At 37.6% G+C, this 22,135-nt stretch carries 14 protein-coding genes; 3 read left to right on the plus strand and 11 right to left on the minus strand.

All coding sequences use genetic code 11. The features are described from left to right. Positions 1 to 36 precede the first annotated feature (36 nt). On the minus strand, positions 37 to 1,560 hold the full coding sequence (locus EZ444_RS10940; RefSeq protein ID WP_131608789.1) for a RagB/SusD family nutrient uptake outer membrane protein: 1,524 nt from the start codon (positions 1,558 to 1,560) through the stop codon (positions 37 to 39). Positions 1,561 to 1,563: 3 nt separating this feature from the next. Beyond that, on the minus strand, positions 1,564 to 4,851 hold the full coding sequence (locus EZ444_RS10945; protein ID WP_131608790.1) for a SusC/RagA family TonB-linked outer membrane protein: 3,288 nt from the start codon (positions 4,849 to 4,851) through the stop codon (positions 1,564 to 1,566). 218 nt (positions 4,852 to 5,069) lie between these two features. Here EZ444_RS10945 and EZ444_RS10950 point away from each other — a divergent pair, with 218 nt between their 5' ends. Together EZ444_RS10950 and EZ444_RS10955 are read left to right on the plus strand one after the other, a co-directional pair. Continuing rightward, positions 5,070 to 6,902, plus strand: a complete 1,833-nt coding sequence (locus EZ444_RS10950) for a CocE/NonD family hydrolase (RefSeq protein ID WP_131608791.1) — start codon at positions 5,070 to 5,072, stop codon at positions 6,900 to 6,902. A 6-nt stretch (positions 6,903 to 6,908) separates the two neighbouring features. After that, on the plus strand, positions 6,909 to 8,186 hold the full coding sequence (locus EZ444_RS10955) for a M28 family metallopeptidase (RefSeq protein WP_131608792.1): 1,278 nt from the start codon (positions 6,909 to 6,911) through the stop codon (positions 8,184 to 8,186). Positions 8,187 to 8,227: 41 nt separating this feature from the next. Here the strand turns inward: EZ444_RS10955 and EZ444_RS10960 are convergent, their stop codons facing one another. Beyond that, complete coding sequence (locus EZ444_RS10960; RefSeq protein WP_131608793.1) at positions 8,228 to 8,686, minus strand: hypothetical protein; 459 nt, start codon at positions 8,684 to 8,686, stop codon at positions 8,228 to 8,230. Between the two features lie 63 nt (positions 8,687 to 8,749). Next, on the minus strand, positions 8,750 to 9,088 hold the full coding sequence (locus EZ444_RS10965; protein WP_131608794.1) for a hypothetical protein: 339 nt from the start codon (positions 9,086 to 9,088) through the stop codon (positions 8,750 to 8,752). Positions 9,089 to 9,324: 236 nt separating this feature from the next. Here EZ444_RS10965 and EZ444_RS10970 point away from each other — a divergent pair, with 236 nt between their 5' ends. Further along, a complete protein-coding gene (locus EZ444_RS10970; protein WP_131608795.1) occupies positions 9,325 to 10,845 on the plus strand; it encodes an aldo-keto reductase family protein in 1,521 nt (506 codons plus the stop codon). A gap of 96 nt (positions 10,846 to 10,941) precedes the next feature. Here EZ444_RS10970 and EZ444_RS10975 read toward each other — a convergent pair whose 3' ends face one another. From EZ444_RS10975 to EZ444_RS11005, 7 genes are all read right to left on the minus strand, one after another. Further along, a complete protein-coding gene (locus EZ444_RS10975; RefSeq protein ID WP_165503590.1) occupies positions 10,942 to 12,348 on the minus strand; it encodes a DUF4972 domain-containing protein in 1,407 nt (468 codons plus the stop codon). Positions 12,349 to 12,417: 69 nt separating this feature from the next. Then, complete coding sequence (locus EZ444_RS10980) at positions 12,418 to 13,557, minus strand: DUF4972 domain-containing protein (protein WP_131608797.1); 1,140 nt, start codon at positions 13,555 to 13,557, stop codon at positions 12,418 to 12,420. Between the two features lie 36 nt (positions 13,558 to 13,593). Continuing rightward, complete coding sequence (locus EZ444_RS10985) at positions 13,594 to 14,772, minus strand: glycoside hydrolase family 76 protein (protein ID WP_131608798.1); 1,179 nt, start codon at positions 14,770 to 14,772, stop codon at positions 13,594 to 13,596. A gap of 71 nt (positions 14,773 to 14,843) precedes the next feature. Next, positions 14,844 to 16,751 carry a RagB/SusD family nutrient uptake outer membrane protein gene (locus EZ444_RS10990; RefSeq protein WP_131608799.1) on the minus strand — a complete coding sequence of 636 codons (1,908 nt, stop codon included), beginning with the start codon at positions 16,749 to 16,751 and terminating at the stop codon, positions 14,844 to 14,846. A 9-nt stretch (positions 16,752 to 16,760) separates the two neighbouring features. Then, positions 16,761 to 20,216, minus strand: a complete 3,456-nt coding sequence (locus EZ444_RS10995) for a TonB-dependent receptor (protein WP_205945253.1) — start codon at positions 20,214 to 20,216, stop codon at positions 16,761 to 16,763. A gap of 85 nt (positions 20,217 to 20,301) precedes the next feature. After that, entirely contained in the window at positions 20,302 to 21,495 is a 1,194-nt protein-coding gene (locus tag EZ444_RS11000; RefSeq protein ID WP_131608800.1) for a FecR family protein, read from the minus strand. Positions 21,496 to 21,558: 63 nt separating this feature from the next. After that, the gene (locus tag EZ444_RS11005; RefSeq protein ID WP_205945254.1) at positions 21,559 to 22,131 is read right to left on the minus strand and encodes an RNA polymerase sigma factor; all 573 of its coding nucleotides are present in this window, start codon (positions 22,129 to 22,131) and stop codon (positions 21,559 to 21,561) included. Positions 22,132 to 22,135: the final 4 nt, after the last annotated feature.

Consider the following 22,135-nt stretch of genomic DNA (forward strand, 5'->3'; position numbering starts at 1 on the left):
AACAGCCCTTTTTACAAAAATTATCTGTACTAGAATCTATGGATTCTGTTCCTGAATCAAATCGTTATAATTTAATTCAGTGTTTAAAGGTATTTGTAAAGTGAATTCTTTACCGGGAAGTACAACGTTTTTAAATTGGTGGTTGGCAGATGAAGTTCGATCAACCCCCACGTTCCAACGTTTGTTGTCATAGAATTCCATACCACCTTCTCCCCACAATTCAATTCTTCTTTGCAATTTGATTTCATCCAAAAGCCCTGCACCGGTTTTTGCGCTTTTAACATAACTTGGATCGCGTTTAGAAACCAGGTTAAAAAGGGTGGTTTGGGCATCGCCATCTTTATTCCCCCTGGCTTGTGCCTCAGCTTTTGCTAAGATAATTTCAGATGCCCGAATGTAAATTTCATTTTGATTATACTCAGGAATAGCGGCCGAAATTTTAGGAGCAGCAAACTTGAGGTTATAATATTTTTCGAATTTTACTTTTGCGCCGGAAGTTGGATAGGTGTATTCGATAAAATCCAGGTTTACAAAATTTTTCTTTCTGTAATCCGAATTCGGAATCTGATCAAATAAACGTTGATCAATAGCCATCCAATGCCCTTGTGAACCCCCATAGCCACCTTCAGATTTGATGTTCATCCAACCATAAAATGAAGAAGTCCCCTTTCCGGTTATACTGGAGTACGCATATCCAAAAATAGCTTCTTTAGTCAATAAAGTCATCCCAACAGTGGTATAATCTGCTTCATTGAACAGATCAGGGTAAACCGCTAAAATGTCATCTGCTGCACTAATGGCTTTATCCCAATTTCCCATAGTTAACTGGGCACGAACAAGAAATGCGGATGCCACACTGCCGTCTACATCTGTTCTGGATTCAGTTTTATAATTGCCAATTTTCTTAAATAAATTTACCGACAACTCCGCATCTTTGATGATCAACTCCCAAACCTGTGCCGAAGTAGCTCGTGGCTGGGGGTCACCCGAAGGGTCTACAATAGGTACACCTAATTTGTCTTTTCCGCCATGCAAATAATCATCCTGATAAAGCCACATCAAATTAGTGTAAGCAAATGAACGCATAGCCAATGCCGTTGCTTTATAGCGCATGATAGATTTATTGGTAGTAGACAATACACTTTCGTCTATTTCAGGAATTACCGATAGTATTTGATTAGCCTGGAAAATATAACGGTAAAATGTCCCCCAATAGATCTGGGTACGTGGCGAATTTTCTTCTCGATAAGCACGCATCTCATAGTCACCCTTTAACCAACTTGTTGAATTGGCCAATACCATGTCATTACCTTTCAGACTCAGGAGCAAATTATTTACGGAATAATTTCTTGTGTCTACAGAATTGCTGTAGGTATAATTATTTACCTGCTCAACCAGATTTGTGACCAGGGGATTCAAAACTTTATCTGGATCTCTTTTAACTATTTCTTTGATATCATCTTGGGTCAAAGTGCTTTCTGGATCAACCATTAATGATTTCTGACAGGATGCCAATACCAGGGAGGCTATAGCGAGTAAATATATTTTTCTGATTTTCATGATTTATAAAGTTAAGTTAATGGCAAATGAAACAACTCTTGATTGTGGATATCCGAATGCACCTACACTGGAGCCATCATCAAATGCAGTCCTTGGGTCGACACCTTTTTTAGCGGAGATAAAGAATAAATTCTCTGCAGCCAGGTAGCATCTTAGTTTTTGAATTTTGTATTTCGATAATAAACTTTGTGAGAAACTATATCCTAAAGTCATCGATTTTAGATTCAGATAACTGGCATCAAATAGGGCAAAATCAGAATATTGGCCGGCACCACCACCCAGCGGTACACTGCCATAGTTGGTGCCGCCCAGCATGCGCATAGGGATATTGGAATCTTTATTTTCAGGAGTCCATGCATCCAATAGATCTGTGTGTATACCCCTTCCAATTGAATTTCCTGTCAGTCCCTGATAGGATAAGGAAACGGTTTTACCCCCTAACTGATAACTTGCATAGATAGAGAAATCAAAATTTTTATAGTTGATACTGGTATTGAAACCACCAACTAAATCAGGATTTGATGTACCTAATTCGTAACGGGTACCATCGATGCCTGTAGTGGTTACGATATCACCAACTTTATTATTCGGATATTTAGTGAAATCATCCGTTTCTTTCAAGGTTTTATAGATCATTCCTAAGCCCGTATTCTGATCAACACCAGCATATTTGTACAGATATAAGTTGTAGTAATCTTTACCCGGTCCTCTCAGGAAGTTTCCCTGAACAAATGCGCCGCCCAGGTCTTTACTACCAACTCCCGTTGGCATCGAAACTAAGGTCGTTTTATAGTACGATGCATTTGCGCCAAACGACCACCTTAAGTTATCATTACGAAGGATAACATAGTTCAGATCAATCTCAAACCCTTTATTGTTCAGCTCTCCTGAATTTTCCAATCTGGAGGAACGTCCTGTTGAAGCGGGCAATGGTTTACCGAACAATAAATTCTTTGTATCTCTGTTAAAATAATCAAAACTGCCAGATAAACGGTTAAAGAAACTAAAGTCAAGTCCGATATCATAAGTATTGTTCGTTTCCCAGCTAAGATCTAAGTTACCCCAGGTTGCCTGCGCAAGCGAAGCAACTGGTGTGACCAAGGTACCGGCATTGCTGAGTGTCCATGTATCAATCCAATTGTTTGCTCCTACTGCGTTATTACCTTGAACGCCCAGACTACCACGGATTTTTAAATCATTGATCCAGCCAATTTTTTTCAGGAACTTTTCTTGTGAAAGACGATATGCACCACCCACGGACCAGAAAGTTCCCCATTGGTTGTCTCTAAAAAAGGAAGATCCATCAACACGCACACTTGCTGAGAGGTAATATTTCTCATCATAGTTATAATTGAATCGGCTTAAATAACCTTCTATGGTTGATGAGCTTTCAGTTCCATTAAGATAGCTAATGCCAACTGCGTTGTTAAAGGTAGGTTTGTCATAGGCCAGCATCATATATTTCTGGCCTGATTGATCGTCTGAACGTGCCCACCTGAATTCATGACCTAATAAGGCATCGACATGGTGTTTTGCAAATTGTTTATTCCAGGTCAACAGTTGTGTTGTATTTACCTGAGAACCGCGTGCCCAATAGCCTGCAATAGTTCCCTGAAAATCACGCGCAGCTGTTCCACTTTCGTTATTGCCATAACTTTTATTAAAGAGATAAGAGTTGTCTAATGCCAGATCAACCTTAAACTTGAAATCTTTTAAGAAAGTAGCTTCCAAATATGTTCTTCCTGAAAGGACATCTTTTTTTTGATTGGTATAGTCCTTTTGAAAATAAATTCCAGGAGAATAACCATTAAAGGCTAATCTGGCTGTAGAACCATAAGGCGAATAGGTTTCACCGGTACCTAAATCAAATAAGGTTTTACCAAATTGATCGTATTTAATTTTACCCTGTTCGTCATGGGCAAACAAGGAATTGATTGGACTAAAGTAGTTTAACCAGGTAAACAGGTTGGTATTAACCGTACCACCAGTATAGCCTGGAACATCAGAATTCGTACGTGAGTAGAACAAAGAAGCTCCGCCTTTTAACCAATTGTTAATCTGTGAATTTACATTAATACGTGCGTTATAGCGATCAAAATTTGAAGCCATTACATAAGCTGGATCATCCAGATAGCCTAAGGAAATGAAAAAGTCATTTTTCTCAGAACCTCCGCTTATGGATAGGTTATATTCTTGTCTTGTAGGGGTTTTGAAGAAATAATCCTGCCAGTCATCATTGTACAACAATTGCGCATCCGGGCGAATTTTACCAGTAGTTGGGTCGATTAGCGTTGTACCATCGGGTATTTTATAGGACATGTAATTTCCAAGACCATTTCTTGCTGACAATGCGTTTCCATTGGCTTTGAATAAGTTGTCTGCAGCATATTTTTTTAAGTCTGCATCGCTCATGGTTTTAAAACTTGCGTTACGATCTGGAGAATACTTGACGTAATTGTAAATTCCTTGCCAGGTATATTCATAATAGGTAGCGGGATCGGTTACTTTATCAAAATCACTCTGACCAATGCTGGTTATACCAAGACGCATATCAGCAGAAATAGAAGTAGCTCCTTTTTTCCCCTTCTTTGTTGTTATTATTATTAATCCATTCGCGGCTCGAGAACCATAAAGTGCATTCGCCGCTGCATCTTTCGATACAACAATTGACTCAATATCCGCTGGATTTAATGAATTTAAACTCACATTGCTAGGTGATCCATCGACTACAACTAAGGGGTTGCTGCTGGCGTTTAGTGAGCCCAATCCACGGATTCTTAAGGTTGCATCGGCACCAGGTTGTCCTGAATTTGTAGAAAACTGAAGCCCTGGAACTGTTCCTTCAAATGCCCTGGAAATTGTAGAGACCTGACTTTTTTCTATAGTCTCGGGCCCAATGGAAGAGACAGCGCCTGTAAAGTCTTTCTTTTTCATAGTTCCGAATGCCACTACCACCACTTCATCTAATTTGGATTCCTCTTCCTTCATCGCTATACTAAGCGATGTTTGATTAGAAATGCTGACGGTTGTACTTTCATAACCAATGTATTTAAAAGTTAATTTTGAATTTGTTTTTGACCCAATCTCAAATGAGCCATTTGAAGATGTGGATGTTGAATTTTTGGTACTGGCATCAAGAATAGAAACTCCCCCTAGCGGAGTTCCTGTTTTTGCATCTACAACAGTACCTCGGATTTTGAGATTGCCTTGCGCATAACTTTTTACGTTTACGTTCACGAGGAGAACACAGAGCAATACTGAGCAACAACTCCATAATTTAGATTTCATCATGTTTTTAATTGGTTAATTGTTGATTTAATTGGTTAATTGTGATTTTCTTTAAATCCACTGCGTTAATTAATGGCGTCTTAAAGTCTTGATTAGTGGAATTTAAGTGACTGTAAATTAATGAAATATAGTTATTTTGACAAAATTTTTTCGGAAGGTATTAGCCCGCTGTCGATTTTTTTTGTTGATATTAGTCGGTATTCGGCTTTATAAATCGCGATATGAGATTACTAACCATTTGTTTTTTTTTATGCGCCTTCACGAGTCTGTATGGACAAGTTCCTGAAATCGTCTTTTCTACTCAAAAAAACTATACAAAACGCGAGGTGCATATAACCATGCGAGATGGTGTTAAATTGTTTACCATCATCTACGAACCGAATGATAAACTGCAAGATTATCCTATTATGATGATTCGCACACCATATAGTGTAGCCCCTTATGGTCAGGATAATTTCGGAAATAGCCTCGGACCAAATATTGAATTTGCTAAGGAAGGTTTTGTTTTTGTGTACCAGGACGTTCGTGGTAAGTATAAGTCAGAAGGTGATTTTATTGCCAACAGGCCGTATATACAGCATAAGAAAAAACAGGAAACCGATGAAAGTTCTGATACCTATGATACGATTGATTGGTTAGTTAAGCATATCAAATCAAACAAAAAGGTGGGTATTTGGGGTGTTTCTTCGCCGGGCTTTTATGCATCAATGTCCTTAATTGACTCCCATCCGAACTTAAAGGCTGTATCCCCTCAAGCACCTGTTACAGATTGGTTTTTAGGGGACGATAGACATCATAATGGTGCTTTTATGTTAATGGGTAGCTTTTCCTTCCTCTCTTCCTTTGGAAAAATAAGAGACTCCATAGGAACCAGGCATCCAGGTGGGTATGCTGCTTACCATACAACTGATGGATACGATTTTTATTTAAAGTCTGGTCCGCTTAAAAATTTCAATCAAAAATATTTATTGGGTAAAAGTGTCCTCTGGAATGAAATGATGAATAACCCTGATTACAATGATTATTGGAAAGACAGAAGTTATACTAGATATTTAAACAAAGTAAAGCCCCATGTTCTTGTTGTAGGCGGTTGGTTTGATCAAGAAGATTTGTATGGTCCTTTAAAAACCTACGCCGCTTTAGCTAAAGCGCCTGGTCACCAAGTTTCTTTGGTGATGGGCCCCTGGTATCATGGATCCTGGACTCGCGGAGAAGGAAATGCATTGGGGAACCTGGATTTTAACGCCAATACATCTCGTTTTTACAGAGGCGAAATCGAACTCAAATTTTTCAAAAAACATCTGAAGGACAATAAAATCCCGGCAATTGATCCAGTTTCTATATTTGTTACTGGTGCTAATGAATGGAATTCTTTTAATCAATGGCCTCCTGAAGAAAGTAAAATGACGCCGTTATATCTTAGTGCCAATCAAAAATTAAGTTTCCAAAAACCTATTGAAATCAATAATGGCTATGCTAAATATATAGGTGATCCTCAAAAACCAGTTCCATATACAGCTGAGAAAACATTAATGCGTGGTTTTCAATATATGTTTGAAGATCAGATTTTTGCTTCTCGTAGACCTGATGTATTGGTCTTTGAAACAGAAGTACTTACAGCGGATGTAAAGATTATGGGTAATATTCAAGCTAATCTTTTTGTAAGCTCTACAGGAACGGATGCTGATTTCGTGGTTAAATTGATAGACGTTTATCCTTATGATAAAGAGAGTAAATTATCTGATTGCCAATGTTTAATCAGAGGAGAGGTTATGCGCGCCAAATACAGGAATAGTTTCTCAAAAGCTGAACCTTTAGTGCCAAATCAAATTGCGAATGTCAGTTTTGATATGCAAGATGCTGCGCATGTTTTTAAAAAGGGACACAAGATTATGGTGCAAATCCAAAGCTCCTGGTTTCCGCTGGTAGATCGTAACCCACAAAAATTTCTGAATATTTATGAAGCAAATGAAAGTGATTTTGAAACCCATGAACATACAATTTATTTCAATCAAAATCATGCATCCAATATTATCCTTCCAATTTTTAAATAGAATAAAATGAAAATTAAACTCGTACTGGTATCGTTATTTCTAATTGTTTCTGGTAAATTATTTAGCCAGGTAGAATATGGCAAAAGTGTTGTCAAGGTATTAGCTTCTGATAAGTTTGCAGGAAGAGGCTATGTTTTTAATGGCGACAAAAAAGCTGCGTCGTTCGTAACTCAGGAAATGAAGAAGTCCGGCTTACAGCCTCTGGGAAACTCCTTTGAACAAAAGTTCGATTTAGCAGCTAATATTTTCCCTAAAACAGCTAAGATTAGTATGGATAATAATCCTTTAAAAATGGGGAAAGACGTGTTGATTGATGCTACAAGCCCATCTATTAAGGGAACTTTTGACATTGTTCCTGCGGAATTACCTTCGGCAGATTTAGCTGATTTGAAAAAAATGCAAACTGATGCTCAATTCAAAAACAAGATTATTTTTATTGACGAAGCAAATCACATTAAAAAAATTACTGCCGATGGGTACAGAAAAAGTTTAGCATTTCTAATGACTGAAGGAAATTATGCTGCTATTTTAGTTAAAACAAAACAGAAATTTACCTGGAGGGGGGCTACGCTACAAAATAAGATACCGGTAATATATATTCAGGAAAGCGTTTATGATTTATTAAAGCAGCCTCATCATATCACCTTAGATATTACAGCTAAGTTTCAGCCCGCTTATCAGAGCCAAAATATATGCGGATTTTTAAAAGGAACGAGCAATTCCGATTCCACCATAGTGGTTACAGCTCATTATGACCATATTGGATCAATTGGTAAAAAGGTGATATTTAATGGCGCTAATGATAATGCAAGTGGTACCGCAATGATGCTTTATCTGGCGAATTATTATGGAAAAAATAAGCCCAAATACAACATGATCTTTTTGGCTTTTTCTGGCGAGGAAAGTGGCCTGCTGGGTTCAAAATTTTATGTCAACAATCCTCTAAATGATTTAAGTAAAATTAAGTTCCTATTGAATCTGGATATGGCCGGAACAGGTGACGATGGAATTCAGGTCGTTAATGGTACCGAATTTAAAAAGGAATTTGAATTACTTCAGCGGATTAATGCCGAGAAGAGTTATTTGCCAAAGGTATTAGTAAGAGGGCCAATGAATAGAAGTGATCATTTTCCTTTTTACGAAAAGGGCGTACCTTGTTTCTTTATTTACACCTTAGGTGGAATTGCAGCTTATCATGATATTTTTGACCGTTATGAAACGCTGCCTTTTACAAAGTTTAATGGATATGCAAACCTATTGATTCAATTTTTATCACAACTATAAGATGAGGGGGTTGATTGGACATCCATAAAACCCCACCTCCATCAATAAACCAACTCCGATCCTTTTACCACCACCTCAAAATCCTCAGACATCTCCGCATCATACACCCGAAAACAAATCTCCCAGGGATCCCTCACCAGATTCATGATATAAGCTCTGAACAACCTTTCAAACCGCTCGAAATCAATCCCAGTTTTACAAACCAGCAAATACTGACGATCCCCCTGCGCAATCACTTCCTGCAGATAAGCCTCCCAATGTATTTTGATCTCCATCGGAAAACGGTTAAAATGCTGCTGATCAATCAATCCACCAATACCCTCAATCAGCTCCTGGGGAATGCTCAGCTTCCCTTTCACATACCACAAACCATCCAGCTTTTCCATACACCAGATCAGCTCTCCTGCATAAAAAATCCGCCATGGTTCACCAGCACGAAACTGCAGTACCTGATAAACTACGCCATCAGCTCCATCCGGGAAATAATCTAACTCAATCATCTGTCTTCCAATCCTTTATTTTGAACAACAATCAATATAGTTTTACTCTTTTCAATCACCTGGCTACCATAACCTGAACCTCAAACTGAATCCTTGTGCATCAAAACCAATCTCTTTAACAAAGCCTATCAACACCGGATTGATCAATTCTATAAACCTCAGACAGTATCCCTCCATATCGGGCAAAATAAACTTCTCGCGATAAGCTTCAGAAAATTGCATCAAATTGAACTCAATTGCCTCCGCGGTATTGTTCACAAAACGGTGCTTGTCAGCAATATTGTTGCGTAGCTTCTCATTGAGCCTTAAAAACAACACCAACTTTTCCTGTAATAATTTAACTGTATCCCGGTACTCCAGTTGCCTGAGATACCCATCAGCTGTATATCCTAATCTTTGCATAACCAAATCCTTTGCCCTTTTTAAACTTAGGTTCCACAAATCTAGATCAATTAAGGTATCAATTCCAAATAAAATACTAATATTTTTAGTTAATAAAGCTAATTAATTTAGTTCTATTCTTTAATACTCCATACAAACAACAGATTTCGGCGGTGGAGAATAATATATTTTTCATTTATAGGTAATTGATTAGGAGTTAGTTAAATTTAGGCACACTCGGTCTCAAATTTAATTATATGATAAAATTAACCTCTGGTCTATTTAATGATCTAATCACAGGCAAATTAAAAGCCGATAGTTTCTTCGGTTTATGGTATAGTCGTCGCAGGGAGGGTAATATGATATCCATTCAAAATTGCGTTATCGAACAACCCATGATCTTCGAAGAAGATCTGAAGTGTGACTTTCACATAGAATTTTTGAAATGTGAGTTTATTAGTTCTTTACAGATCCGCAATGGTATATATAAAAATTTAATTTTTCGAGATGTAAAACAACATGAAAAAAGCAGCATCGAGCTGGGAGTAGAAGAATGTGGTGGAGTCAGTTTTATCGATAACTGTGTATTTAACGGATATTTTAATTTCGAAAAAGGATCATATAATAAAATACATGTTCAAGATGTGAATTTTAAAACGCTTACATTCGACAACGGCGCTTACAAGTATATTTATTTTGGAACAAGTGGTTTTAGCGGAGGATTATTTTTTAAAAATGGTGTATATGAAATACTGCGTTTAGCTGGTATTAAGTCATCCGGGTTATATTTTGAACACGGCAAATATCTTGACTTATCCATAGAGAGCGTTTCCCAAGTTGAAACAATATACTTTACATACGGTTCGTTTAGCTTACTTAGCTTCGCTTCAGAAAATATTTCCAAAATAGTTACTACAACTACTATTGATTATGATAGATTACATATAGAACAACTATCGTTTGCTCAACTCGGTAAGATAACTGCATTGTTTGACGATGCAATTATTGATTCAATCATTTTTTCACCCGCATTTATGAATAAAGATGCTGTCCTACGCTTTCAGAATGTTACTTCGAATTCACTAAGGTTTAAAAGTTTTATAAATTATGGTCAAGTTAGCTTTTTTGATTTACGCCTGGACGGAGAACTATTAATTCAAAACAGTGATCTTGGTAAAACAGCTTTCATCAGTTGCACAATTAAAGGCGCGCTACTAAACCTTGATAATTCTAAAATTACAGATGCTTCTTTTAACAATACAGCATTTCCTATCAGAATAGCTCAAGACAATAATCAACAAAGATTAGCTTACGCTCAATTAAAAAAAATTTCAGAATCCAAGGGAGATTATCTGGAGGCAAACCGCTTTTATTCAAGTGAAATGAATTCATTTTATGAGAGCATCACATGGAAAAAGAATTTTTGGGAAAAGTTAAATCTCAGCTTTAATAAATACTCAAATAATCATGGACAAAGTTGGGAATTGGCGCTGTTTTGCATACTACTACTTTCTATTGCAACTTACTTGCTATACTTACACCTGCTTGGAATACGTCCCGGCCACCTTATTTCGAGTAAAGACAGAGACTATTTTTGGAAATGCCTAAGTTATTACTTCGATTTTCTTAACCCTGTTCACCGCACAGACGAAATAGCCAAAGGGTTATCGGTAACTGCTGCCTCAACAGCCAGAATAATTGAAGGAGCAAGCAGAATATTTATTGCATTTGGAATTTATCAATTTGTTCAGGCATTCAGGAAACACGGGAAGAAGTAACACTGTGTTTAGTGCCATCAAAGCTAAACGATCGGCTCTCATAAAAAGAGGTCATATCATTTTGGATGAATGATATGACCTCTCTTTTTTATCTATTTATTCTACTGACTCTACCCAACTATAATTTCCAATAAGTTTGGCCGTATGCTTACCCGTAATATCCTTAATTTCATCACTTTGCCCTGCCGGTTTTGTTCTGAAATCCCAGGCTCCAACTAAATCAGGATCCTGAGGATCAATAGTATTTTGTCTGTTATAGGATAATTTTATTTCTCCCGGAGTTTTGGCTATTTTCCAAATCCGCATGTATTTGATAGATCCATTAAAATATTCCAGTCTATTACCATTAGCATCCAGACGGGTAAATGCTGTCATTTTCATTTTTTTAGAAATAGCAGATGCCGCATTATACTGGCGTTCTTTTTCTCCAATTCTGATGATATCACCGGTTTGATTTCCGTTTTTATAAATCTTCGATCTGTTATCAGCGTCGCCATCCAGTCCTTTATCGCTATAGATAAATACAAAATGCATCCATTCGTCCTTATTAGAATAGCTAAATGCAGGCTCCCACAACATTCTGTTCTGATTATTAACATCTACTATGCCTACAGACCCTCTAACAATATTCTTGTTTCGTGATTGAACGCGCCAACCCGAGAAAAAACTATTTTCCGTAGTATAAGTGGAAAGGAAAGTACTATTGTCTTCACCTGCCAGATTGCAATAATCTTTAATCTTCACCCACAATTCAATGGTAAACGCCTGATTGCCCTGCGCTCCAAACTTGATATAATCATCACTGTATCCAAAGTCAATATAACCACCGCTATTTCCGTTGACCAGCAATTCATAACTTATATTATCTACAATCCGAACAGAAGCTTTAAATTTCGTTATTTCTATTTCAGCATCATTTAAAGCTGCATTTATTTCTTCATTGCCGACAGTTAGCATGGTCCCACCTTTAATCCTTTCAATCAATTGATCTAACTTTTCGACTGCTTTCTGAAGTATTTCTTTGCTCAAAGGCGGATAATTACCCTCATAATTTCCATAGGTAGTATTATCTCTCATATCCTTAATGGACTTAGATTTAAGTTCTACTTTTTCTAATAAAGCGGTTGCTGCAGGATTCAGGTTGATCCGCCTGGAATCTTTGAATTGGTCTATAGCCACATGCGCCCTTTCTATTGCTGCCTTTACCGTACCCTCATCAGGTATACTTCCATTCTTTATTTTAGCAAGAAGTTCATCTATTTCAGCAATAGCTTTATCCACTATAATTTTGCTAGACGCTGGATAAGTACCAGCAACATCGCCATAGGTAGAATTTTCACTTAAATAATTCAGTGCATTTTTAGTTACCTGCACCTGAGAAACATAAGCAGGATTAGTGTCTTTATTTTCATCTTTACAAGCAGCAAAAACGAACAAGATACATAGCCATAAAAATAACCGTTTTACACCGATCGTTCCCGCTCTATTATTTATTAATTTCATAATCATTTTCAATTATTGAATGTTCAATTATATTTTAAGATCATTGGTTTTTAATGATGATCCCGACTATTATCGATTTTCCCACTTGTATGTACCAATAATTTTCGCAAAGTGTCTTCCCGTTATGTCAGCAATTTTTGAGTCATCAAGCGCTGTATGCTGCAGGTCCCAACCGCAAACTAAATTAGGATCACTGGCACTTATGGTCTCAGTTCCATCTTTTGAAGCTTTTATATAAGCATCGTTTTTATCCGTTTTCCAGATACGGATTTTTCGCATATAACCTGCAAAGCCTTCTATGAGCTTCTTTTCCTTAGTAAACCGGGAAAACGCTGTCATAGGAATCTGTAACTGTGCTGCCTTTTCCGAATTGTACTTATAATTTAATTCGGAAACATTAAGACGCTCGGTAACCACTCCATTTTTATAGAGTTTTGCCCGCAGACCAGGATTTCCATCTAAGCCTTTATCGTTATATACCACAGCAAAATGTATCCATTCTGCAACACCACTGTAGGCAAAGTTAGGTTCCCATAACCTGTACAAATCGTTGTTATCTGTGTTTTTAACGCCCGTTGTAAGGCGTAAAATGTCTCTATTGCGCGAATACATCATCCATCCTGTACGGTATTTTGGATCATTATCCATATCTACAAAAGTGGAAAGCAGAATACTATTGTCTTCTTTACCATAAGTGGTAATTTTTACCCAAAACTCAATAGTGAATGCCTGGTTACCGGTTGCTCCGAAAGTACTATAGTCCGGACTATAATCAAAATCCAGGTAACCGCCATGATTACCATCCACGAATAAATATGCAGCTGGAGTTTCAGCGTTCTCGCCGCGTTTACTAGCTTCGAAACTGGCAATTGCAGACGTTGCTTTTTTAAGAAAGCGATCTTTCTCTTCTGAAGATAGCTTCGGCACCCCGTATTTAATTAACAAAATATCTCTTTGTGCACCACTAATGGCCGCAATCAATATTTCTTTACTCTCCTGAGGATACTTGTCTTTAGCAAAACCATAACTTGAATTGTTCATCAATTCAGTCATTTGGCTAATCAAAAGGTCAAGTTTTCCAACAATAGGATCAGGAGCTGGTTCAGCTATTTCATTCTTATCAGAGCAGGATAGCAAATTAAATGTAAATGCAATAAGTAAGGTATAGCACACAACCCTAAGTATGGATAAGTTTCTTGATTTACTCATTATATAATTTTATTTGGTTCAGAATTTAAACATGAATTATTTTTCTGCCGGAATAACCAGCATTAGTGCGGTAATTCCCGACGCATCGTAACATTCAATCACATCATTCGCAGTATATTGCTGAGTATAGTTTTTTCCCATAAGATTTCTTGATTTATCTCTGTTCTTCCAACCATAATTGATGGTTCTCTGGAGCCATGGTAAATATTGCTTCTGATTTCCATCTTCAATTAAACGAACAATATATTGAGCAAAGATTGCCGTATAAATTCCCTGTTCAATTCCGTTTTTATAAGGCATGATCATCAATGGGGCCGACATCGTATTCATGGTATAATCTGCCGTCAACTTTGCCGCATCAAGATATCGTTGTTCACCAGTAGACTTATACAACATGGTGGCAGCGCCAATACAAGTTGCCTGATTATAAACTTGTGATGTCCAATCGTTTGCTTTACCGTGTCTGGAATCTGCAACCAACCCTCTTTTATTGTCAAACAGATTTTTGTAAGACCACTCGTAAATCTCCTTTGCCTTACTTAAATACTCTGCTTTGCCTGTAGCATTATATAATGTCATCGCAGCAATAATGGTAGGATAATTAATGCATGCCATTTTACCAGCTTTCAGCTTTGATGGATTATTGTTTTCCCATGCCCAAAACATGCCCCCCTCTACCGGATCGTATGATCCCGGGTCACCTAGCTGAGGAGAACCGCTCCAAACTCTCTTAAAACCAGATTCTGCCAGTTCAAGATATTTTGGGTCTTTAAACAATTCATAGGCACGGGCATGTGAGATTACCCACCACATGATATCATCGTAGATAAACCAAACCTGACCATTATTCCAATTGTAATTGTCATAATAGTTTTTGTTTCCCTCAAAGAGATCATTAACCAATTGCAGGTATTTACCATCCTTATCTCTTTTGTAGGCATTCATCGCCATATCCCAGAAAATTGCCTGCGTCCATATCGCGCCTACTGCATTCGCATCACTAGCTTGTCGGTTAGTATCGCGGAAATAAATTTTGCGGTTCTTATCTAACAGTGATTCATTAAATGCATTATAAGCCACCCAGGTATCTGCGTTGGTGTAAGGAGTTACCAAAGTATATTCAGGTACAAATATTTCATCCTTATGGTCTGCGTTGCAATTGGTAAATAACAACGAGCTGCTAAGCATACTTAGCGCGAAAATCAAATTAATCATGATATATTTTTTTTTATTTAGACCGTTCATTTCATGGTTTTGTTTATACATTTCCTAAAGATTGAATTTGATTAATAGCCATTGTTTTGAACCAGATTTTTATCAACATCTATTTCCTTCTGAGGAATAGGGAAGAAATATTGTCTTGGCGCGAATGTGCGGTTGGCAACTTTTGTTCTGTTATAAAAAGCATTCCCGTCAGCTTCCACATTCATCCCATAAATAGGTTTATTCAGATATTCATTAGCCATTCCCCAACGCCTCAAATCGAAATATCTGGTATTTTCAAAAGACATCTCTACCCTTTTTTCAGCCATAATAGCTTTCATAATATTCTCCTTACCTGTAGGTGCAGGAATTCTGCCCGAACCACTTCCATATTGAGGTATACCTGCTCTTTCTCGAATTTCGTTTACATATTTCCAGATATCCGGATTTGTAGGATCGTACTGACATAGCGCCTCTACATAGTTAAAATAAACCTGAGGCAAGCGAAGAAGAATACAAACCCTATCCCCTGTTCCCCAAGGACCTTCTGGAGCACATTTACGAACTACATATCCGGTTTTAGAATAATCATTAACTCCGTTTAGCTTTCCGGCATTGCCACTGTATTCCATTGAGGTATAAATGTTCCCATCTTTGTTATAAAGCCACTTCTGATTGTTAAAAGTAACATCGGCATAAAAACGTGGCTCCCGTTTATAGTACATGTTTGAAGAACCCGCTGGTGCATATAACTGGTCAGTACCGCTGCCTTTATAATCTGTTGCAATGGTTCCACTCTCCACATAACCAGACGCGCCATTAATAATTGGACTCTTTCCATCAGCTTGATAACCCAAAACAGGAGGCAATCCATTGTCCATAAAATAAGCATCTACCTGTTCTTGTGTAGCGCCCAGGAAACCTCCGCCACGATAATCTCCACCAGCACCCTTATGGTTAGGTGTTCGGTCATATTGCATAGTTGCGGCAGAATTGTCGATTCTATAAAAAATCATCTCTGTATAGCCAGTCATTTCACTATAACTACCCCTCGTGGCCGTACGATACGATTTATAAGGATCAAGAACCCCATTTGTCAGTACCCTTTCCAGCTTATAATAAGTTGGCACATAAGTGTTCAGGAATTGCTTTGACTCATTAATCACATCCAGCCATTTAGCCGTAGCCTGAGACGCATTTTGTGGAAACAATTTCGTGCCATCCGGATTTGCCATATTTGAATAATAGGCATTACTACCATTAAACAACCAACTTGCACGGAATGTCAACGCTTCAATAATAAATGCCTGAGCTATACTCTGATCAATCCTTCCTGCTCCGCCACTGCGGTCTTGCGAAACATGTACTAACAAGCCCTCTTGCTGGGCGGCTTTTAATTCAGAAACGATAAAATTAAAACATTCATCTACGGTATTTCTGGGCAATTGTAATTCTGCCGAAGGTGTATCCTGAGTAAAATTACCCTTAATAAGTGGTACCGGACCATAAGCACGAACCAGGTAAAAATAGTAGATGGCGCGCAATGCTCTTGCCTCCGCTCTCCATTGATTTTGGTTTTCTACGGACAGTTGGGAGGTTGGACACTTATACACATTGTCCATAAAAACAGTAGCTTCCCGTATGCCAATATACCAGCTTTTCCAGCGGTTTTTAACAAACGTATCCTCTGTAGCAGTAAGTGTATTGTTATTGATCAGTTGCGCTTTATTTCCACTTGGATACTCCGTCTCATCGCCCGCAGCGGTCCATGGCCCTGGCGTACGAAAAATCGCTTGTTCCTGAAGCTGCCGCTGGTTAAACTCATCTGGAATATAGGTGTATACACCTGCAAGGTGTTTTTGAACGCCATCTCGGGTATTGAATATTTCGGCTAATGAAAGGCGGTCTTGCGGCACCTGGTCAAAATACTTCTTACAGGAAACCGTAAATAGTAAAGACACAATCCCTAATAATATTATTATTCTTTTCATGTTATTAAATTAGAAGGTGAAATTAATACCCAACGAATAGGTAGTGGTATTTGGATATTTACTGCCGTTATTGGTATTTAACTCAGGATCCCACAGTTTAAATTCACTGATTGTAAACAAATTATTCCCCATCATATAGACCGCAGCATTCTTAATATTAATTGCGTTAATCCATTTTTTAGGTAAGTTATAGGAGATTTGTAAAGTCTTCAGACGAACGAAACTCATATCATGAATCCACCAGTCGCTGGGCTGAAAGTTATTGGTATTACCATCCTGATCATCACCATAAGCTAACCGGGGATAAAAGACATCCTGACGGGGGTTACTTTCCATCCACCTGTCTTTAATATTGGTATAAAGATTTCCTCCACCTCCGGTACCGCGGAAAGGTTGAATACTATTTCCAGACACCATTCTATCTGCATTTTCTGATCCTTGAAAAAGAAGTCCAATAGAAAGTGCTTTATAACCTACATTGAATCCAAATCCATAAATAATCTGAGGGACATCTCCGCGACCAACATAAGTTTGATCATAAGAGTCAATCACACCATCGCCATTCAAATCTTGATATTTAATATCTCCAGGTTGCATCACCCCCCATTGCTTAGCAAAGGGACGAGGCGTAATCGCTCTATCTACAGGAGTCATAGACTCCCATCTTTTGATGTCGGATATGTCATCCTTGGTAAATAATCCCACTGCTACATATCCCTTTTGTGCCAGAATGTTATGACCATTTAAATTCATCCAGGGATAGCGTTGATCTGGAATCTCACTTTTTGTCCATTTATCATCATTGTAAGTGATATTTCCGCGAACTGATAAAGACCAGTCTTTGCCAAGTGACTTACTATATTCAATTGTTCCATCAAACCCTTTATTGTCAACCACACCTATGTTTCCGTAGGGAGCGGCCATATATCCTAAAAAGCCTGGAATAGAACTTTCCCGTTTTAATAAAATATTTGTACGGTGTTCCTTAAATAAATCGAATACAATGGACAAACTATTGTCAAAGAGTTTCAGGTCCATACCTAAATCCTGCTTTCTGGATTCTTCCCAACCAACGTTTACTGCGTTATTTCTAACTTCGTAGCCATTAATCCTACTACCTGTATTACTGCCTAATTTATAACCAAAGTCACCGTTTTCTACGATTTGATCCAGGTACATAAAACGTCTGTCAGACACGTTACTGTTACCGATCTTTCCATCCGTATACCTAAATTTAAGGAATGAAATAACAGAAGATAAGGGTTTGAAAAATGATTCATTGGAAACTACCCAACCGATACCAAATGCCGGGAACACCCCATAACGACGAGCTGGTGAAAAGTTTTCGGCACCGTTATAACCGATATTGAACTCTGCAAAATAGCGATCATCATAAGAGTAAGTAGCTCTTCCTGCAACGCCCATCATCCGGTAAGGAATAGAAGCCTCCAAAGTTGTTGTTGGATAAAGTAACTTTTGTTGTGAATTAAACAAGGTTAAACCACTCACACGATGCTTACCAAATGTCCTATCGTAAGTAAGAGAAGCCTCTAAATATGTTTTTTTATTGTTAATCCCTTGTTCACTTCTTTGTTCAAAACCCAATACATTAGAACCGCTATAAGTCTGCACTAAAATAGGCTGCTTATCTAATCCGTAAGGCACAGATCGATCTGCGAAATAAAAGGTAGACTCTCTTTTACTTTGTATTAAATTTACCTCATTATAAACATCGTATGCAAACATAGCTGAAGCCTTCAAACCTTCAGTTACCATACTTAAATCCTGAGTAACACGAAGGTTGGAGTAAATCTGATTTCTAACATTATTGTTATATCCCCTTCTAGTAGCGTCGGCATAGGGGTTACGATAGCCTCCATTTGGATTAATCCCAGGAACAAATGACGCTCCATTAACGTAAAACATTTTCGGATAATCAACTGGAGAAATATCCATAGCCGAATTGTAAATATCAGATGAAGATATAGCGGGATAATTACCCTCTCCTAGATACCCTTGTGCACCAACATCTACGGTTGTAGTTGGTGTAGCTTTAAGACTTAAATTGGTTGTAAAATTGTATCGGTTATAGCTTATTTTTGAATTAAATTCACTCCTTTTATCTGTTTTAGTCATGCCCGCTTCATTATAATAGCTGACAGATGCATAATATGTTGCACTCGGACTACCTCCACTCACATTTACATTCATCCGTTTGTTACGACCATATTCGTTAAATATTTCGTCCAACCAATTCACATTAGGATATAAATAAGGATCAAGTTTATTTTGAGTACTCTCAATGTAGGCGTTAGCATACTTAGGGTTATAACCATTATTTGCCAGGGCTTCATTTGCTGTCTTCATATACTCAACCCCATCAATAAGATCAACCTTTTGAGTAAACCGGCTGATGGATTGATAATAGTCTGCACTTATAACCGGCTTTCCGATTTTCCCTGGTTTTGTTTTGATAAGGATAACCCCATTGGCACCCCGAACACCATAAACTGCTGTAGCCGAAGCATCTTTTAGTGTGGTTAAAGACTCCACATCCTCGGGATCAATGTCATTAAATCCACGTTCAACACCGTCTACCAATACCAAAGGACTAGAAGAGTTTGGTGTAGCAATACCTCTTATCCATATATCCGCTCCATCTTTGCCTGGTTCGCCAGTACGTTGCACCGCGATCACTCCAGATAGTCGCCCAGCTAAAACAGTTGATAGGCTGCCAGAAGGAGATTTAATATCCTGACGCTTCAAGGTCGATTGTGCGCCAATATTACTAATCTTCCTTTGTTCACCAAACCCAACAACAACCAATTCATTAAGCTCATTTTTATCCTCTTGCAGTGTAACATTATAGGTGTTCTTGCTGCCAATGCTGAGCTCCACCATCGCATAGCCGACAAAAGAGAATCGAAGAATTGTTTTCTTCTGATCTATAGAAATTTCATAACGTCCATCAATATCCGATTTAACGACCTTGTTCGTTCCAACCAAAGCAACACTTACACCCTGCATAGGTTCTCCTTTTGAGTTAACCACACGTCCGGTAATTTTCTTTTCTTCCTTTTGTAAAGGATGCGTTGCTGCAGGTACCTTTCTAGAAACAAAGATCTGGCGGTCTGATATCCGATAAGTATAATCTGTACTTTTAAATAACTCAGTTAGAAGATCATCAATGCCTTTATTTTTGATATCCAACGTTATTTTTTTGTTCAAATCAACAACATTATCAACATAGAAAAATATATACTTACTCTTACCTTCTATTTCTTTAAAAACATCTTTAAGGTTTCGATTGTACACGGATAAAGTGATCGGCGTACTTTGAGAATAGCCAACCGTTGCAAAAGAGCTACTAACTCCAAAAAGGATAAGAGATATCATTAACCGTATCGTCCTAAATCCCCACCAATGGACTTTTCCTAAATCCATATCATTGATTTTATCATACATTTAATTTGGTTTATTTGGTTACACTAATTGTTTATTATACCTCAAACGTCTTTGAGTTTAAAATCCCGGGTGTAATTTTGGGTAATTAATTTTTTCTTCTTTCTATTCTAAAATCTCCATTTTCTTTAACTGCGCTTACCGGAGCCAAAAATGAAAAGTCTTTCAATATAGTTTCAAGGTTATCCTTCAGATCTAATTTTCCGGAACACTTTAATTGAGCAGTTTCTGAATCACAGATAATTTTAACACCGTAAAATCTAGACAACCTTTTAAAGATTGAACCTAACTCCTCACTGTTAAATTGATATAGACCCTTTGTCCAGGATACATAGTCCTCAACATTAACTTGACTAACAGTTTCTAACTGTCCTTTAGCTTGGAACATTTGATTGGGAACCAATAAAGTTTTAGGTGTCTTCGCCGTTTCTACCTGCACACTTCCAGATAATAGCACTACAGACTGCTGATCATCCGAATCATAAGACATCACGTTAAACTTGGTTCCTAAAACCCTTACGTCCATGTTTTTTGTCTTTACAAAAAAAGGCCTTTTTTTATCTTTAAAGACTTCAATGTATATTTCGCCATCCACATACACCTCTCGCTTATCCTTCGCAAATTCAGCAGGATATATCAATCTACTTCCAGAATTCACCCATACTTTGGTACCATCGGAGAATGTAAGTGAAGATCGCTTACCATATGGAACAATCAATTGATTATATCCGGCATATTGGCTTTTTGAAAGCCGTTCCTCGTTCGTTTGAATATTAGCAGAATCGTAAATAACCTCGGCATCCTGTTCATTTAAAAGAATAGTTTTATTCTTCGAAAGAATAAGCTGCGTTTGATCACTACCATTTGTATCCGCCTTGTGCGCTGCAGCGAATGTGGTAATATCTGTTGACCTATCTATATTCATTAAGCTCTTTATGGCGAGAGTAGAAATCAGTATAACACCTATACATGCTGCTACTGCCATTGAGACATAATATAACTTGTGTTTCTTTCGGGTATGAGTGTTCTGCGCTACAATACCGTCCCATAGTTCCTCCTCTTCCTGATCGGTAAGAGGAATTTGTTGTGCAGCAAAGCGTAAGCAGTGATTTTTGGCGGCAAGGTACTCCTGTAAATTCTCGCAAGAATGCTCAAATTTATCCCAGAATTCTTCAGTTTCAGGAGTTGGATTTAAAATGGAAGAAATAAAAAAATCATCCTTTAGGAATTGTTCGTAGGTATATAAAAGATATTTTTTACTTGCTTCGATGTGGTCTTTCATTACTATTATTTTGCTGTTTTATATTAGAACAGTTAACAGTAACTTTTATACTCGCCTATTTGGTTATTTTTTTATTAAAGCTTTGATTTTTATTAAAGAGCGCTGAATAATATTGGATACCGATTGATAATTAACACCTTGCTCTTCGCTAATCTCACTTATACTCATCCCCTTGATAAACCTACTAGAAATAATTCCACGCTGCCGATCTGTAAGTTGAGATAAAAGTAAATCAAGAGTAAGATGATTCTGGGTTTGGGTCTCTCTGTCTATATATAAAGATTCAGGTGTTTTTTCATCTTCCCATGATTGCTCATCAACAGCTTCCAGGTATTGAACCTTACGATTGTGTTTCTTTACGGCATTTATAATACTATTTTTTACCGCTACAGCTAGATATAAAAAAATGTTATCGGTTGAACTTAACCCTCTGCGCTTATTGTATATTTTGACAAATACATCCTGAATACAGTCTTTTACGACATCCCTATCTGATGAATAAAATACCCCGTATATAAACAACTTTTGAAAATGTTGTTTATATACTTGGGCATAAGCTTCATCATCACCCATAAGAAACTTATTCCATAAAATGGAATCGGGTGACTCATGAAGCTTTTTATCCTGCTTTTCCAACTGC

The organism is Pedobacter hiemivivus, from assembly GCF_004331685.1.
Classification (GTDB): Bacteria; Bacteroidota; Bacteroidia; order Sphingobacteriales; family Sphingobacteriaceae; genus Pedobacter; species Pedobacter hiemivivus.

Bases quoted from the DNA above. Each gene is read 5' to 3' on its own strand.
- EZ444_RS10940 (WP_131608789.1), bottom strand. From the start codon at position 1,560: ATGAAAATCAGAAAAATATATTTACTCGCTATAGCCTCCCTGGTATTG.
- EZ444_RS10945 (WP_131608790.1), bottom strand. From the start codon at position 4,851: ATGATGAAATCTAAATTATGGAGTTGTTGCTCAGTATTGCTCTGTGTT.
- EZ444_RS10950 (WP_131608791.1), top strand. From the start codon at position 5,070: ATGAGATTACTAACCATTTGTTTTTTTTTATGCGCCTTCACGAGTCTG.
- EZ444_RS10955 (WP_131608792.1), top strand. From the start codon at position 6,909: ATGAAAATTAAACTCGTACTGGTATCGTTATTTCTAATTGTTTCTGGT.
- EZ444_RS10960 (WP_131608793.1), bottom strand. From the start codon at position 8,686: ATGATTGAGTTAGATTATTTCCCGGATGGAGCTGATGGCGTAGTTTAT.
- EZ444_RS10965 (WP_131608794.1), bottom strand. From the start codon at position 9,088: ATGCAAAGATTAGGATATACAGCTGATGGGTATCTCAGGCAACTGGAG.
- EZ444_RS10970 (WP_131608795.1), top strand. From the start codon at position 9,325: ATGATAAAATTAACCTCTGGTCTATTTAATGATCTAATCACAGGCAAA.
- EZ444_RS10975 (WP_165503590.1), bottom strand. From the start codon at position 12,348: ATGAAATTAATAAATAATAGAGCGGGAACGATCGGTGTAAAACGGTTA.
- EZ444_RS10980 (WP_131608797.1), bottom strand. From the start codon at position 13,557: ATGAGTAAATCAAGAAACTTATCCATACTTAGGGTTGTGTGCTATACC.
- EZ444_RS10985 (WP_131608798.1), bottom strand. From the start codon at position 14,772: ATGATTAATTTGATTTTCGCGCTAAGTATGCTTAGCAGCTCGTTGTTA.
- EZ444_RS10990 (WP_131608799.1), bottom strand. From the start codon at position 16,751: ATGAAAAGAATAATAATATTATTAGGGATTGTGTCTTTACTATTTACG.
- EZ444_RS10995 (WP_205945253.1), bottom strand. From the start codon at position 20,216: ATGTATGATAAAATCAATGATATGGATTTAGGAAAAGTCCATTGGTGG.
- EZ444_RS11000 (WP_131608800.1), bottom strand. From the start codon at position 21,495: ATGAAAGACCACATCGAAGCAAGTAAAAAATATCTTTTATATACCTAC.